The organism is Terribacillus sp. AE2B 122, from assembly GCF_902497585.1.
In the GTDB taxonomy this organism is placed as follows: Bacteria; Bacillota; Bacilli; order Bacillales; family Amphibacillaceae; genus Terribacillus; species Terribacillus saccharophilus_A.
Map to the genome: position 1 here is coordinate 618,692 of NZ_LR700942.1, position 15,467 is coordinate 634,158.

General features: G+C 42.7%; 13 protein-coding genes. 4 read left to right on the plus strand and 9 right to left on the minus strand.

The features are described 5' to 3' along the window. Nucleotides 1–55 precede the first annotated feature (55 nt). The 4 genes from abc-f to AE2B122_RS03255 all read right to left on the minus strand — a co-directional run bounded on the left by abc-f (nt 56) and on the right by AE2B122_RS03255 (nt 4,829). On the minus strand, nt 56–1,690 hold the full coding sequence (gene abc-f, locus AE2B122_RS03240; RefSeq protein ID WP_175073069.1) for a ribosomal protection-like ABC-F family protein: 1,635 nt from the start codon (nt 1,688–1,690) through the stop codon (nt 56–58). Between the two features lie 270 nt (nt 1,691–1,960). Then, nucleotides 1,961–3,379: an amidohydrolase gene (locus AE2B122_RS03245; protein WP_175073070.1), complete on the minus strand. Its 1,419-nt coding sequence runs from the start codon at nt 3,377–3,379 to the stop codon at nt 1,961–1,963. Beyond that, nucleotides 3,372–4,106, minus strand: coding sequence for a small-conductance mechanosensitive channel (locus tag AE2B122_RS03250; protein ID WP_175073071.1), 735 nt, complete (start codon nt 4,104–4,106; stop codon nt 3,372–3,374). Before AE2B122_RS03250 ends, AE2B122_RS03245 begins: the two co-directional genes overlap by 8 nt. 18 nt (nt 4,107–4,124) lie before the next feature. Then, nucleotides 4,125–4,829 (minus strand): DUF5058 family protein, encoded by a 705-nt coding sequence (locus AE2B122_RS03255; RefSeq protein ID WP_254593401.1) that lies wholly within the window; start codon nt 4,827–4,829, stop codon nt 4,125–4,127. A gap of 414 nt (nt 4,830–5,243) precedes the next feature. Here AE2B122_RS03255 and spoVB point away from each other — a divergent pair, with 414 nt between their 5' ends. Both spoVB and AE2B122_RS03265 read left to right on the plus strand, forming a co-directional pair. Next, nucleotides 5,244–6,770 carry a stage V sporulation protein B gene (gene spoVB / locus AE2B122_RS03260; RefSeq protein ID WP_175073072.1) on the plus strand — a complete coding sequence of 509 codons (1,527 nt, stop codon included), beginning with the start codon at nt 5,244–5,246 and terminating at the stop codon, nt 6,768–6,770. Between the two features lie 65 nt (nt 6,771–6,835). Beyond that, a complete protein-coding gene (locus AE2B122_RS03265; protein WP_175073073.1) occupies nt 6,836–8,056 on the plus strand; it encodes a DHH family phosphoesterase in 1,221 nt (406 codons plus the stop codon). 39 nt (nt 8,057–8,095) lie between these two features. Here AE2B122_RS03265 and AE2B122_RS03270 read toward each other — a convergent pair whose 3' ends face one another. Further along, complete coding sequence (locus AE2B122_RS03270) at nt 8,096–8,245, minus strand: hypothetical protein (protein ID WP_175073074.1); 150 nt, start codon at nt 8,243–8,245, stop codon at nt 8,096–8,098. A 199-nt stretch (nt 8,246–8,444) separates the two neighbouring features. Between AE2B122_RS03270 and brnQ the strand changes: the two genes are divergently transcribed. After that, nucleotides 8,445–9,794 carry a branched-chain amino acid transport system II carrier protein gene (gene brnQ / locus AE2B122_RS03275; protein WP_175073075.1) on the plus strand — a complete coding sequence of 450 codons (1,350 nt, stop codon included), beginning with the start codon at nt 8,445–8,447 and terminating at the stop codon, nt 9,792–9,794. Nucleotides 9,795–10,011: 217 nt separating this feature from the next. Here the strand turns inward: brnQ and AE2B122_RS03280 are convergent, their stop codons facing one another. After that, nucleotides 10,012–11,142: an HD-GYP domain-containing protein gene (locus AE2B122_RS03280; RefSeq protein ID WP_175073076.1), complete on the minus strand. Its 1,131-nt coding sequence runs from the start codon at nt 11,140–11,142 to the stop codon at nt 10,012–10,014. Between the two features lie 234 nt (nt 11,143–11,376). Between AE2B122_RS03280 and AE2B122_RS03285 the strand changes: the two genes are divergently transcribed. Beyond that, nucleotides 11,377–12,219, plus strand: coding sequence for an aldo/keto reductase (locus AE2B122_RS03285; protein ID WP_175073077.1), 843 nt, complete (start codon nt 11,377–11,379; stop codon nt 12,217–12,219). Between the two features lie 123 nt (nt 12,220–12,342). On the opposite strand, the gene AE2B122_RS03290 is transcribed toward AE2B122_RS03285, so the two are convergent. The 3 genes from AE2B122_RS03290 to AE2B122_RS03300 all read right to left on the minus strand — a co-directional run bounded on the left by AE2B122_RS03290 (nt 12,343) and on the right by AE2B122_RS03300 (nt 15,430). Next, entirely contained in the window at nt 12,343–12,513 is a 171-nt protein-coding gene (locus AE2B122_RS03290; protein WP_175073078.1) for a hypothetical protein, read from the minus strand. A 207-nt stretch (nt 12,514–12,720) separates the two neighbouring features. Beyond that, on the minus strand, nt 12,721–14,868 hold the full coding sequence (locus AE2B122_RS03295; protein WP_175073291.1) for a type IA DNA topoisomerase: 2,148 nt from the start codon (nt 14,866–14,868) through the stop codon (nt 12,721–12,723). Nucleotides 14,869–14,968: 100 nt separating this feature from the next. Continuing rightward, nucleotides 14,969–15,430 (minus strand): CBS domain-containing protein, encoded by a 462-nt coding sequence (locus AE2B122_RS03300; protein WP_095217834.1) that lies wholly within the window; start codon nt 15,428–15,430, stop codon nt 14,969–14,971. Between the last annotated feature and the right edge of the window lie 37 nt (nt 15,431–15,467).

The window sequence follows — 15,467 nt, forward strand, 5'->3', positions numbered from 1 at the left end:
ATATATCAGGAAAGAAGAGTTGTGTTTTTGAATTCACAACTCTTCTATTTTTTACCTAATTCTTCAGTTGTCTAATTCTTTTTGTCAGTTGATTAAAACGCTCATCCAAATTCTTGTACGCCGTATCTCCAGGTGTCAGCATACTCAGCTTCCCTAACACTTCCTGACGTTCGTTTTCCAGCTGCATTTGAAGAACATCATCCTCTGTGTCTGATTCCGCTGCTGTAGTACCTAGATTCTTCCACATCTTGCCTTCCTGTATGATTAACTGTGTATCTGTCACTTTCTCTCGGAAATAGCGGTCATGCGAGATAACAAGCAATGTCCCGCTGTACGCTGCGAGTGTTTGTTCCAACTGCTCCCGGGATGGAAGGTCCATGTGGTTTGTCGGTTCATCTAGCAAAAGGACATCCTTATCTGCCAAGATGTGCTGCATTAGCTTCAGCTTCACCCGCTCTCCCATACTCATTTCTGCTATCGGAAGCGTCCAGCTTTCTGTCTCAAAACCGAGATGCAGAAGCAGCGTTTGTACCCTTCCCCTTTCTGCAAATGATTCCTGGTGAAAGATCTCTGCAGGTGCCTTATCTAAGGGGAGATCATAGACATCCTGTGAAAGATACCCGATGTTTGCTGTTGGCGAAATCCATATTTCTCCTGTATACGGTTCGTTATCCGTTATCATGCGGAAAAAAGTTGTTTTTCCGCATCCGTTTGGACCTTGCAAACCAATTTTCTCCCCATGTTTGATTGTGAAATTGGCTTCTTGAAAGAGTTTCTTACCATCATATTGCTTGGTTACGTTTTTGCATTCCAAAAATCGTTTCCCTTTTTTACGGACGGAGCTTAGTTCAAAGGATATGCCTTGCTCAGGTACGACTGCTTCGACCTTCTCTTTTTCCAATTCCTTTTCCAGTCTCTTATGCTTAGATTTTACTGCTTTATCCATTCGTTTTGCTTTCTTTCGGTAGTATTCCTTGGCGCCTTCCTGCTTGGTGGATTGTGCATGTGCTTTGGCGCTCCAGTTTTGCAGCGAAGAAATTTGGCCCTCTACTTGTTTGATGCGTTTCTGCTGTTTTTCATAGGCATGCTGCTGTGCCGCTTTTTCTTTTTGTCGATGATCTGCATAAGCAGTATAATTTCCAGCAAAAGTATAAAGCCTTTGTTCTTCTATAGACCATATCTTAGTAGCCACTTGATCTAGTAAATAGCGGTCATGAGAGACAATCAGAATTGTTTTGTCAGTTTTTTTAATTTCTTCCACAAGCAAGTTCACACTGTCTTCATCTAAATGATTAGTTGGTTCATCAAGCAGCAATACGTCTGCCCTACTTGAAAAGCCGTTCGCAAGCCTTGCTTTCAATTTCTCACCGCCGCTCATATTACGATAAGAAACATATGGAACTCGCCATTTGCCGCGCAGTATTGCTGCTTCGGACTGAACTGAATCAGTACTATAAATATCCATTTCCTGCTCTACCATTTCTATCTCAATTGAATCCTCTTTCCATACTGCCCCTTCGGTCACATGCTTCTTGCCTGCCAAAAGTTCCAACAATGTACTTTTACCAACGCCATTCCTTCCGGTTATACCGATCACATCACCTTGATGAACAGTTGCATTCGCTTGCTGTACAATAAGACGTTCCCCGTACATGTAGCTGATTTGCTGTAATTTGATTAATTCTTTCATAAATAACCTCTCCTTAACGATAGGAGGACAGAAAAAAATCCTCCCAAAATAAATTGGAAGGATTAGCCGTACCAGAAAGACACATACATCTGAACGAGAAGTATACGTTTCCGTTTGAGTTGAAAATGGGCAGACTAATCCTATTTTGTACGCGTTGAAAATGACTTTTCAATTCGTGAAAAAATAAGATTAATCAATCATCGGTCACCCATCATCCTCTCGTGTTTGTTGGTTACAGTATATCAAAAGTAAAATGGAAGTCAATTACAATTAGATTAATTGCTCTTTTCGTTCTGTTCCTGGCGCTAATACTGTCTCATCAAGTCCGACTTGATAAGGTTTATCAGCAGTCGCCTCTATGAATTCCGCTTTCGCTTGCTCGACGAATGCCGGTTCTGTCAGAAGATCATATGCTGTTAAAGCCATGATACGCGCAGCATAATGCATACCCTTCAGTCCAATACTTGTTCCGAATACTGCCGTAGCCTGCCATGCATGTACTTGGGTTCCAATCGGTCCGCAAGTTGTACCGATACTGGCAAGTGGTGTAATCCAGCTTACGTCGGCTACATCTGTCGAGCCAGGCATCGTTGTATCTTTCATTGCTATGTTATAGAAATTCTTGGTAGGAAGTATATCATTTGAATCAAGCTGCAGCTGACGACGAGATGCTTCGATGAGTTTCGGATCCATTGACTTACGCAGAATGGCAGCATAAGCAACTTCATCCGAAGTGAAGCTTTCCATAGGGTAATCCTCCATATTGCGATAGTTCAGCGTATCCATTGTGTCATTTGTCAGCATATGATAGCAATTCGCCAAAAGTTCATGAGAAGTTGTCGTGCCTGTGATCAATGCTGCCCCTTTGGCGATATCATGCATTCGCATCAGCATATCCTCTACTTGATCCCGGTTCGCTCCTCGCAGGTAATACCAAACTTCGGCTTCATCCGGAACGATATTAGGCGCTTGACCACCGTTAGTGATGCTATAGTGAATGCGTGTGCCGTCTACTAAATGCTCCCGCAGATAATTGGCACCGATGTTCATGATCTCAACAGCATCAAGCGCACTTCTTCCCGCATGCGGTGCACCTGCTGCATGTGCCGGGACACCATGAAAACGGAATTTGATGGAGATCATTGCTTGAGTGCTATAATTTTGAACCACATTGCTCGTTCCTGGATGCCAGGTGAGACAGCAATCCAAATCATCAAATACACCTTCTCTGGCCATAAATGTCTTTCCAGAGAGCACCTCTTCAGCGGGACAGCCATAATAGCGGATCGTACCATTCACCTTGCCTTGATCGATGAGCTGCTTAAGCCCTAGCACGGACTCTACACCAGCGGTCCCAAGCAGATGATGGCCGCACGCGTGACCAGGTCCGTTCTCACTGACAGGATCTTTGTAAGGCTTGCTCGATTGCGACAAACCTGGCAGTGCATCAAATTCGCCTAGTATGCCGATGGTTGGATACCCACTCCCGTATTCCGCATAAAAAGCAGTTTGCATACCACCGATGTTATCTGTAATGCGGAAACCAGCGTCAGCAAGTACGCTCTTCTGCGCAGCACTTGCATACGTCTCTTCATAAGCGATTTGAGGATGCTGCCATATATCTAGTGCTAAACTTCCTGTGACGTGCTCCAACTCCTCTAGATTACGAACCAGCTCTTTTTTACTCATGAATCATCTCTCCTTCATTTTTCGTTTTAGATCCCTGCTGGTTATCTAAAAGAACACAGATAATGACGGTCAGGAACATACAGACCAAGCCTTTAAAGAAGACTGGGATTGGCAGCTGTGTCATCATAATGCCGAAAACGATACCGATCACACCGAAAAGTGGTTTTCTCATAGCTAATTGAGCGATCATCCCACCAAAGATTGCAGGAATGATATAGGTGAATGCAGCCTGAACGGATTCCGGGATAACGGAAAGGATATAAGAACCTGCCAATATAACAGGAATGAGCACTGCAATATTCATAAAGCTGGCAGCTGCGATTGCGAGGGTTGCTGCTACCTCTCCTTTCCTTGTACCTGGCTCTGCGCCAATTACCTGCTGAGCTGCTGCTGCAGACGGCAGACACATATTAGCGATGTTTCCTGTAAGGAAACTAAGGTACGTTCCAGAGACTCCTAGTGTTGCGTAGTAGCTGACCGGCTCCACCACCCAAGCAAATCCAACGAGGGCGATATACGCAAGAAAGGCTGCGAATATGGCTTGCCAGCCGGGATGATAGCCTGCGACAAATGATAGGTAAAGAGGCAATGCTGCCGATAAGACGATCACACAGCCAATCGTGAGCCTGCCCCAGAAATGAGCGTTCACATGAAAAGCATCGAATGATTGCTGCTGCGTTTCAATCAGCTGTTCCTGTACTACTACCTGTTCCGCTGTTTTAGCCATTTTCTTCTCCTCCCTTTCTTATCCAATAAAGTAGCCGACTGTCAGGCCGCCGATGATAGCAAAGCCTAAAGCCCATTCTTTCAGCCAGTTCATTTGCAATTTGTTTGCCAGCAGTAAGGTTCCGATTGTTATTATGATGCTTGTCATGATGACTAAGGTATGGCCGCTGCTTTTCACTGCTTCATTTGCTGCAAAGTAACCGAACGCACCAAGCATGGCTGCGGTCGAAATAATAACCATCTTCTTTGTACCATTCTTACGTGCTGTAATCTTCTTTTGAAATGACCCTAACGACTTCGTAAAGAAAAATGTGACGATCAGCCAACCTGTACCGCCTATGCACAACGTCCAAGCGATAGTTGTGAAAGCCTCAGCACCGAAATTAGCTGATCCCAGCTCTGTGCCATAAGCTGTCGATGCCATCTGGGCACCAAGTGACTCGGTTGCGGAGGATCCGATAATTGCACTGCGCATCATCGTAAGCGGATTTCCGATCAAAGTCATCAGTGAGACGGCAATGATAATATTGCCTAAGGCAGGACCGATGGCTGCAATAGCACCTGTCTTCATCGCACTTCGGGCCTCACGATCTGTCATACCAACCGCCTCTTTCACCTGAAACGCTGATCGCATGAATACAACACCTTGAAAAATAACGATAGATACGACGAGCAGACAGAACACCCATAAAACACCGCTGTTCATGATCTCAGATATCGGCAATTTTTCGCCTCCTTTAATATAATTAATAATTCTGATTATTATGTTAATTGTGTTGTTACCCACTGTCAAAACCTTTATGAAAAACAGGCCTTTCTGAGTAAGGATGCAGATAAATCAATACGGAATCGTACCTACCACTTGTCAGTTTCTTTATCAAGAGACATTCGATAAGTAACAAGCATTGATGATTCTTTGGCTAACGACTATTAGGTGCTTCCCCTCATGCATAAGAGAGCAACTCCGGCTTTGTCCAGCAATGTCCTGATTTAATGACTCTAATTTAAATGAAAGTTCGATTAATAAGTACTTACCTTTATCTAACAATGGCATTTAAACTGTCCGCTTACTACTCCAAGACATAAACAAGCCCTTCCTCACATACATCTAAACCATGGACAAGTTGAGGTGACAAATGTGGGAAAACAATCATTATTGAAAGGTACGATCATTCTTGCAGTTGCTGCTTGCTACAGCAAGATGATCGGATTCATAAACGGAATCGTTTTGTCACGGCTTTTGGGACCAGAAGGAATTGGACTTGCGATGATGGCAATGCCGATAACCGGTCTGCTGATCGCGATCACAGGCTTCGGTTTGGAAGTGGCCGTAGCCAATTTGGTGGCAGAGAATAATGCGACGAATAATCGGACAAGACTTCGGCATGTCCTTTCAATCTCCTTTTTGATAACAGGGACATTAAGTATTGTCACATCCTTACTGCTGCTAGGACTGATCCACTATGTTCCAGGACTTTTATTTGCTGATGAACGTGCTATATACACATTCACAGCTATCATCCCGATTATCCCGATAGTTGCAATTTCATCCATTTTAAAAGGCTATTTTCATGGAAAACAGTATATGTCGCCTGGAGCCTTCGCTTCGATTCTTGAGCAGAGTGTACAGCTAGTCGTCACGTATATGCTCGTTCAATATTTGCTTCCTTACGGATTAGGCGTTGCCGCGGCAGGTGCAGTGATCAGCATGGTCATCGGTGAAGCAATATCTTTAGGTGTATTAATCGTAGCATTTAACAGGCAAAGAGAATTCAAATGGCGCTTCTTTCATATTATCCGGGATCTTGTCCGCGACGGAAAGCAGCATACAAGAGACTTGATCCGTGTCGCATTGCCGAATACCGGCAGTCATTTGGTCAATAGCTTTGCAGGTGTCCTATTGCCGATAATTATTACCCATAGTTTTTTAACAGCTGGGCTTACTGCCGAGACAGCTACTGAAACATACGGCCTCTTAATGGGCTATGTCATGCCATTGGTTTTCGTACCGACATTCATCACACATTCCTTATCAACCAATCTGCTCCCGTCCATCAGTGACTTGTATGCCCGTCGTCAATTTCAGCAGATGTACAGCAATATAAACCAAGTAATCAACGTTACGATGATGATCTGTATTCCCTGGGCGCTGTTTCTTTACTTCTTCGCAACCGATTTGACGAGTTTATTCTATCACTCTGAGGAGGCAGGTCTTCTTATTCAAAAGATGATCTTCTGCTTTATGCTCAGCTATTTACAGATTCCGCTGCAGGCAGTTCTGATTGGTATCGGGAAAAGCAGTGTCGTCCTTTACAACAATTTAATTGCTGCTTTTGCCAGTCTGGTGATGATCTACTTTGTTGCTTCTCAGCCGAGCATGGGTGTAAATGGAGTCATACTCGGGCTTAACTTAGGAGAGGTTCTCGGGACAGTGCTTCACTTTGCGAGTCTATACCAGGCTGTACGCTTTCCGTTTAGCTTTGCCAGGTTCTATAAGCTGCTTATTGCCATTGTTTGTATGGCATCATGTGCAATCTTCCTTTATATGACACTGGACTCGTACATTTCAAATGGTTATGTGCTGCTAAGCAGTGTACTACTCGTTTCTGCCAGTTTCTATATGCTCCTTCTTCACAGATTCCGCCTGTTCAAACAAGAGCTGTAAAGAATCATGCTTGAAGCCGATAATTACGCTGGGTTATACTTATACTAGTAATTGAGGTGAAGAAATTGTATAAACTATTAACACATAATGACCTGGACGGTGTCGGCTGCGGTATTTTGGCTACACTTGCTTTTGGAGAGGATGTTGATATCCGGTATAATTCCATCAGCAGTCTGAATGAAGAAGTAAAGAAATTCCTAGCCGATGAAACACAGCACGAGAAAGAACTTTGGGTAACGGATTTGGCTGTGAATGAAGAAAATGAAGCTGCTATCAGCAATTTCATTAGATCTGGCGGTAAAGCCCGACTTGTGGACCATCACAAAACAAGTGAGCATTTGAATGCCCATGACTGGGCGTGGATCTCGACAAAGGAAGATGATGGAATACTTACGTCAGCTACAAGTATGTTATATGACGTCCTTGTCAAAGAAGGATATATGGAAAAAACCAAGGCGGTAAGCGAATTTGTCGAGCTTGTTCGCCAATACGATACATGGGAATGGGAGAAACGCAATAATGAAGCTGCCAAACAGCTGAACGCACTGCTCTTCCTCCAAAGCATCGAAGAATTTGCTGATGAGATGATACAACGTCTGCAGCATAATGATACATTCGTTTTCAGCGACTTGGAGGAAAAATTGCTCCAAGTACAAGACGCTCAGACTGCTCGCTATATTCGAAAGAAAAGGAAACAAGTTGTTCCTGTTAAGACAGATACATATCTGGCTGGTGTCGTACATGCAGAATCTTATCTCTCTGAATTAGGTAATGATTTAGGTAAGACGTTCCCGCATCTGGATTTGATCATCATGATTATGATGGGGACAAAACGGTTGAGCCTCCGGACAATCCATGATGATGTGGATGTATCCGCTATTGCAGGTAATTACGGTGGAGGCGGCCATCAGAAGGCTTCTGGGGCTTCGCTAACTGACGAAGCTTTTGAATTGTTTGTGAAGAATGCTTTCGACTTGCAGACATTGCGACCTGATGCCGTAGATAACAAATTTAACGTACCAGAGAACGATCTTGGGACGTTGTATGTTAATGAGCAGAATGACAAGTTCCTCATTGTGCAGCAAAACCGCAAATTTTATATTATGAAAAATCAACAGCCTGCAGAGATTGGATTCGATTCCTTCGAAGAGGCTGAGAAGCATCTAAAACGGGAAGAGCTTGCTTTTCTCGTTACTGATCACCGTTATGTGAGATACTTAAGTGAACGAGTGAAGAAACAAGATCTCATAGTAAATCAGCCGATCCAAAAAAATCAAGATAACTAATAAAAAGGCGGAAGCACCTAAGTGTTTTCCGCCTTTTCTTTATGGTCCTTCAGCAGTTGCGATTGCTTGTTCTATTAAAAGGATATCATCATGAATCAAGCTCCGGATTTGTGGTTCAGGGCATCTCTTATACTCATCTTCCAGTCGCTTCAGTTCTGCGTAGAATATGTCCATCTCAGTATAGTGCACGATTCCTGCCTCCAAATGGCTTTTTTACTTATATATGCCGAATACAGCAGAAATTATACATCTTATGTAATATTATTTATAGTTGTTGCAATAAATGAACTATGGTAGAATCTTTAACATAGTTTTAAATATTTTCAAAATATTATCTATTAAATTGTCTAACTATTTAGAGAACTTCACTTGCTTGGAGGCATTTATCATGAAAAAATCAATTCCATTTTCTTATGTCATTATTACTGGTTTCATGCTCTTCGCTTTATTTTTTGGGGCGGGTAACCTAATTTTCCCTGCTCTGCTTGGCCAATCGTCTGGAACTAATGTATTAACCGCCAATCTTGGATTTATCATCACTGGTGTAGGACTGCCACTACTCGGTATCCTGGCCTTTGCTATTTCTGGGAAAAATGATTTGCAGGACTTAGCGAGCCGAGCTCATCCGATTTTTGGACTTGCATTCACGGTCATTCTGTATTTATCCATCGGTCCGCTTTTTGCAATGCCGCGTACAGGTACTGTATCATACGAAATTGGCATCCAGCCTTTCTTATCTGCTGATGCAGGCCCATGGCCATTGATCATCTATTCTGTCTTGTTCTTCGGGATTACCTGCTTCTTCTCTTTGAAGCCAGCTAAAATTGTCGATGTTGTTGGTAAATATTTGACACCCGCTTTATTGATATCCATTGCAGTTTTAATCATCACTGTCCTTGTCAATCCAATTGGCAGCCCACAGGAACCAGCGGAAGCATATAGCAGCAACGCTTTCTTCAAAGGCTTCCAGGAAGGTTATCTGACAATGGATACTTTGGCAGCGTTCGTATTCGGAATCATCGTTATCAATTCTGTTAAGAATATTGGTATCACTGATCGCAAAAGTATTCTTGGGTTCACATGGAAAGCAGCTGTAATTGCCGCTATCCTGCTTGCTATAATCTACACTTCCTTATCCTATCTAGGGGCAACAAGTGTAGCTGGAATCGGCCAGCTGGACAATGGCGGTGCCGTACTGGCTGGGGTTTCCGATTTCTACTATGGATCACTGGGCAACGTCTTGCTTGGTCTGATTGTACTCGGCGCTTGCCTTACAACAAGTATAGGGCTGGTTACAGCATGCAGCAGCTATTTCAGCCGTCTGTTTCCTAAAGTCTCTTACAATGTTATTGCTGTTGTTCTATCCGTCTTTAGTGCTGTTATTGCGAATGCAGGTTTGGCTAACATCATCACATTCAGCGTACCGGTATTGACTATCATTTATCCGCTGGCGATCGTTCTTATTTTCCTGACATTCCTGCATAATGTTATTGGTGGCAGCAGAGCCGTCTACTTGATTAGTCTGCTTTTCACTTTTGCAGTAAGCTTAATGGAAGGCTTGAATGCAGCTGGAATTCCGATTCCTGGTGTACAGGAATTTTTAATAGATAACCTGCCCATGTACAGTTTAGGTCTTGGCTGGCTCTTACCAGCGATTATAGGAGCGGTTATCGGGTATATCATTTACCTAGTTACAAAGCCGAGTCAGAGTGAACTTAGTAAAGTTGATGCAAGATAATTTGACATTGCATCAGTATTAAATTAATACATCGAAAGACGCCTGAAATCATATCCAGGCGTCTTTTTATGTCATTATAAATAGGGTTTATATACTGTTAGTACTAAGATATTTGATTCATACATACTAACAGGTCCAATAAAAAATGGTAGCTCAAATATATATATAGTTAAGCTACCTGGATATGATTTCTGAAATAATAATGAATGATCAGCTATTACATAGCACCAGTTCTAGGGAATGATTGAAGATCATAAGAACAATTTTCAAGAATTTCAATAAAGATGTCTACAATATCTGGATCAAAGAGTCTACCTTTGCAGCGAATCAATTCAGCCGCGGCCTCCCGAACTGACATACCTTCACTATAGGTACGTACTGTTGTCATCGCGTCAAATGCATCTGCCACGCCGACGATGCGGGCAAATAACGGAATCTCTTCTCCTGTTAGCTGCTTTGGATAACCGCTGCCATCCATTCTTTCATGGTGGAGCATCGCTGTATCGATTGATTTTTGAAAGAAACGGTTCGGCTGAATTGTGGAAAGAATACGGGCACCAATTTCAGTATGCGTTTTCATAAGTTCGTATTCGCTTTCATTTAATCCAGTCGTCTTGCGCAATATCCTGTCTTCGATGCCGATTTTCCCTATATCGTGCAAAATAGCTGCCTGATATAATTCGAAGCATACTTCGGCATCCAGTTTCATTCTTTTTCCGATTAGCCAGGCATAGCGAGCGACTCTTTCTGAGTGCCCCTTCGTTAGTGGATCACGTGCATCAAGCGCTTCTGCAAGCATACGTATCATACTGACAAACATCTTATACAATTCATCGTACATTTGACTGTTATGTAAAGCTAAGGCTGACTGCTCCGCCAAAATGACAGCAAGCTCCCTGTCTCTATTGTCGAACTGACTTCCATTCTCTTTATCCACGAGTTGAATGGCACCTAAGATTTGCCCTTTTGCATGAAGTGGTACAGTAAGGATTGATTTTGCATGAAGACAGGGATATGTTGCAGAGCTCTCGATAACATTCTCAGCATTTTTTATCAATTCTGCCTCACCAGTCTGAATCACTTTTCCAACGATTCCTTCTCCAGTTGTGAGTGTGGGCAAAGGCATTGAATCAACTGAAACCCTGCAGGATGCTTTTGCCACAATCCGGTTCTTCTCTTTTTCATGCACCCATAATGTTGCCTCTTTTGCTTCCGCGATCATTACCATTTGATCGAGAATTCCCTGGTAAATATCTTGCAGATCAATTGCAGCATTCAATTCCTTCAGGGCTTCTAGCAGTTTTGATAATTCTTTCACTTTTGACTCGAGCTTTGTAATGGTTGTCAAAACGCTTCCTCATTTCCCTGAAATCATACTTCTGTCATGGTACGTTCTTCCTGATATTCCTTGTTTTTAAGTATAAGCGAACACGAGGTAAAATAGAAGACGTATTGCTATTAAACTGGGGATTTTAGGGAGATTGATAATATCTATATATAAAAAGTTCATTTAAATGTTGACTTAGGACAATCTTTTCCATTTGTGCTACGCTGAAACTAGAATTGGAAAGGAGAAATTATAATGTATAACGATATCCCTACCAAAAAACTGCACGACGGCACGATTATTCCTGCTGTAGGCTTCGGTACATACAGCTTGAAAGGCAGTCAAGGTGTTCAGGCTATCCGCAGCGCTATCGATGCGGGCTATCGTCTGCTAGACACAGCATATAATTACGAAAATGAGGCAACTGTCGGACAGGCCATTAAGCAGCATGGGATATCGCGCGAAGAGATTCTCGTCACGTCCAAGCTTCCTGGCCGCTATCATCAGCATGAAAATGCAATCACGACGATCCAGGAATCACTTTACCGCGCTGGTCTCGATTATTATGACTTATATTTGATTCATTGGCCGAATCCGAAACAAGATCATTATGTAGAAGCATGGCAGGCTTTGCTTGAAGCTCGTAAATGGGGCTTAATCCGTTCTATTGGTGTTTGCAACTTCCTGCCGGAGCATTTAGAGAGACTGAAGGCAGAAACAGGTGAACTGCCTGTCATCAATCAAATTGAGCTGCATCCTTTCTTCAACCAAGAGAAACAAAGACAGTACCATGAAGAAAATGGGATCGTAACGGAGTCATGGAGTCCTCTTGGCAGAAAAACGAATCTGCTGGAACATCCATTGCTTGCTGAAATTGCCGAGAGTCGTGGCAGAACTGCCTCTCAAATTGTACTGCGCTGGCACTATCAGCTCGGGAGCATTGCCATACCTAAATCCGCTACTCCGAGCCGCCAGGTAGAAAATCTCGCAATCTTTGATTTTGAACTGAATCATGTAGATATGGAGAAAATCAACAGCTTGACCGTTTCAGACGGACGTATTGCCGATCAGGACCCGGCAGTTTACGAAGAATTCTAAAACAAAGATGTGTGGATTCTCAGAGCTTCTAATTTTGACGAATTTTATTATCCAGCTAAAAATTTATTAATAAGAGATATAAAGAAAAAACAACATCTTTTGGTTTATAGAGATAGATGTTGTTTATTTCTTTATATTATTTTCTTTTTCGGTTGTGTCAAAAGAATTTAATATCGATTCCTCGAAATTATTAAAAATCCCTTCCAACTCCTTCGTTATTTCCTTTACTTTAGGTTCCTTTTCACCATTTATCACTCCAACTCTAAATATCCTGTCTTTTTTCTTTCTAGCCATTTTCACACCCATTTCTTTTGTATTTTTTGAAGATAGCCTGCAATTTATAATTGCTTCATTTGTTTACTTACATATGTTTATTCTAATAATAAGCTCATGATTCCTTTAAATAAGTGCTAATTTAACGTTTCCCTCTCTATTTGTTAATAGTGGTTGAGATCTGACGTAAAAAATAGAGCGATGTGTGGAATCCACACGTCGCTCCCATCATTTCTTCTCAAATTCCATCTTCCAGCTGTAGTAATCATTGTCTTCATTCTTTTCATAAGAAAGATAAGCTGAAAATTTTTTACCTCGTTTACTTGTCATCCCTTTTACATGCGCTGTTCCGCTTTTCAGCAGGGCTTTCACCATCGTCTTTGTTGGTTTCTTCCGCACTGCTGCAAGGAATTTATCATTCTTCCAAATGATATAGCTGCATGTTTTTTTGTAGTTTTTACAACCAAACCCTTTATAGCCTTCTACAACTTCTCCGCCGCAAGCCGGGCACTTGCCCAGCACTTCATGGGTGATTGTTTGCTTTTCAATAGTTCGGATTGGTGCAGCTTCGTCTTGTTTCATCGTCTGCACCGCATCCTTCGTAAAGGAAAAGATCATCTCCAGGAAATCTTCCCGGCCAACTTTCGCATCCTCAATGTCTGCAAGTGTCTTCTCAAGTCGTCCGGTAAAGTTCAAATCAAATAAAGGCTTGACTGGGAAAGTTTCCACAAGCTTCTTGCCGGTATCCGTTACGTGCAGTTCTTTCCCTTTATTACTAATGTAGTGGATGTCTTTCAGCTTCTTGATCGTTTCGGCCCTTGTTGCCGCTGTCCCGATACTGAAACCGCGCAGCACTTCGACGACATCCTCTTCATCCTGCTTGCCTTTACCGCATGTTTCCATAACTCGCAATAACGTTCTTTCCGTATGTGGCTTCGGAGGCTGCGTCATATGCGATGTGACGCTTGTTTCCCATGTATCCACCATCATCCCTTCTTGTACATCCGGCAGCAATGTTTCCTTTGTCTGCTGCTTTTCGACTTTCTTCCAGCCATCTATAAGCTGAATCCGGCCTTTAGAGATAAAGCTGCCAGAGAGCGAGACATCAGGAATAATGGTTTCTAAAGTTGTCTCTTCATACACTGCGACAGGCATGAATTGCATGATAAAACGGTTTTTAATAGCAGTGTATACCAGCTCTTGATCAGGCGTAAGTCTTTTCGGCAGAACATAGGTTGGAATGATAGCACTATGGCTGGATACCTTAGTGTTATTGAACACCCGTTTTGACCGGCTGAATTTGATTTCAGCTTCATATGGCAATCCCGCCGCCACTTTCTTCAATACGCCAGCTGCCTTGGATACAAGGCTTTCTTCCAATGCCGTACTGGATGTCCGTGGATAGGTAATATACTTCTTCTCATAAAGCGTTTGCGCCACTTTCAGCACTTTATCAGATGTCCATCCGCTGTACCTTGCTGTCATATACCCTTGCAAACCGGAAAGATTGAACAAAGGCGGACAGAATTCCTTCTTCTCTTCCGTCTGTTTGTCCTTAATTTGTCCTTGTTTGCCTTGGACGCGCTGGAGGATATCCTGCAGCGGATCTCTTTCCTTGAATTTATCTGTTTTTCCTTCCTTATACACACCTTCGTAGAATTTCTTTTCAGGTGTGCGGAAGGTTGCGAGCAGCTTGAAATAAGGCTCAGGCTTGAATTCGCTGATCTCCTTATCGCGGTCATAAATGATTTTTAATGTCGGAAGCAGTACACGCCCGATGTTCAGGACTTGTCCGCGACCGCTCTGATAACGGAGTGTCGCTACAGAAGTAAGGTTAATCCCGATAACCCAATCTGCCCACTGACGGCCAATTCCAGCATCATAAAGAGGCTGCAGTTCTGTGTTCGGCCGCAGTGATTGAAGACCGCGAAGCACTTCTTGTTCAGTCCATTCATTTAACAGCAGTCGATAAACTGGCTTGTTTGGCTTTATATAGTTGATGATGCTGTCTCCGATCAGCTGTCCTTCCCGGTCATAGTCACAGGCTGACACGATACTTCCAACATCTCTTCTTTGCATGAGTCGTTTTACAATTGCAATCTGCTTCTTTGCACCAGGATCTGCAGCATCGCGATTGCGCGGGCTCGATTTGATTTTGTATTGGAAAGCATCCGGTACGAACGGAAAATTATCCAGCTTCCATCTTGCCATTGCAGTATCATAGTCTTTCGCATCAAACAACTGCAGCAGATGTCCGAATGCCCAAGTAATGATATAATCAGGACCCTCGTAAAACCCATCCTGTTTTGTTTTTATTTTCAATGCATCGGCGATATTCTTCGCAACCGAAGGCTTCTCCGCCAATATGACTGTCATACTCATATATAGATAAAACTCCTTTAAACTAACAAGCTCATAACTCCTATTCTACCATAAAAAAGCACTGACTCTTTCAGAAGAGTCAGTGCTATATTTCTCAAAGCGCATTCAATAGATTGGAATGAATTGTACGGAGGACATCCCCGCGGCTGATAACCCCAACCACCTGTTTTTGATCATTCAGGACAGGTATTTTTTTGAAGCGATGTTTTGCCAGAATGTTCACCACTTCTTCCATTTCATCCTCTTCATGGACTGTGACGATTCCTCTTTTTTTAGCAAGATTCAATATAGGATGATCTTTTAGTTCATCGACGATTTTGTCTATTTTCTCAGCTTTAAAGCTTACAGTCAGCAAATAGTTGAAGACGACTGTATCCTTGGGCTGGATCCCTCGCAGAATATCTCCGTCACTGACGACGCCTACAATACGCCGATCCTTATCCAGTATCGGCATTCCGCTGATCCTCCGATCAACAAACGTCTTCAAAACCTGCTTTACTGTCGCGTTTTCGCTCGCTGCTATTACATCTGTTATCATGAAGTCTTTTGCTTTCATAAAAAAGCCTTCCTTCTGTATGGGATGAATGCTACAT

Bases quoted from the DNA above. Each gene is read 5' to 3' on its own strand.
- abc-f (WP_175073069.1), bottom strand. From the start codon at position 1,690: ATGAAAGAATTAATCAAATTACAGCAAATCAGCTACATGTACGGGGAA.
- AE2B122_RS03245 (WP_175073070.1), bottom strand. From the start codon at position 3,379: ATGAGTAAAAAAGAGCTGGTTCGTAATCTAGAGGAGTTGGAGCACGTC.
- AE2B122_RS03250 (WP_175073071.1), bottom strand. From the start codon at position 4,106: ATGGCTAAAACAGCGGAACAGGTAGTAGTACAGGAACAGCTGATTGAA.
- brnQ (WP_175073075.1), top strand. From the start codon at position 8,445: ATGAAAAAATCAATTCCATTTTCTTATGTCATTATTACTGGTTTCATG.
- AE2B122_RS03285 (WP_175073077.1), top strand. From the start codon at position 11,377: ATGTATAACGATATCCCTACCAAAAAACTGCACGACGGCACGATTATT.
- AE2B122_RS03290 (WP_175073078.1), bottom strand. From the start codon at position 12,513: ATGGCTAGAAAGAAAAAAGACAGGATATTTAGAGTTGGAGTGATAAAT.
- AE2B122_RS03295 (WP_175073291.1), bottom strand. From the start codon at position 14,868: ATGACAGTCATATTGGCGGAGAAGCCTTCGGTTGCGAAGAATATCGCC.
- AE2B122_RS03300 (WP_095217834.1), bottom strand. From the start codon at position 15,430: ATGAAAGCAAAAGACTTCATGATAACAGATGTAATAGCAGCGAGCGAA.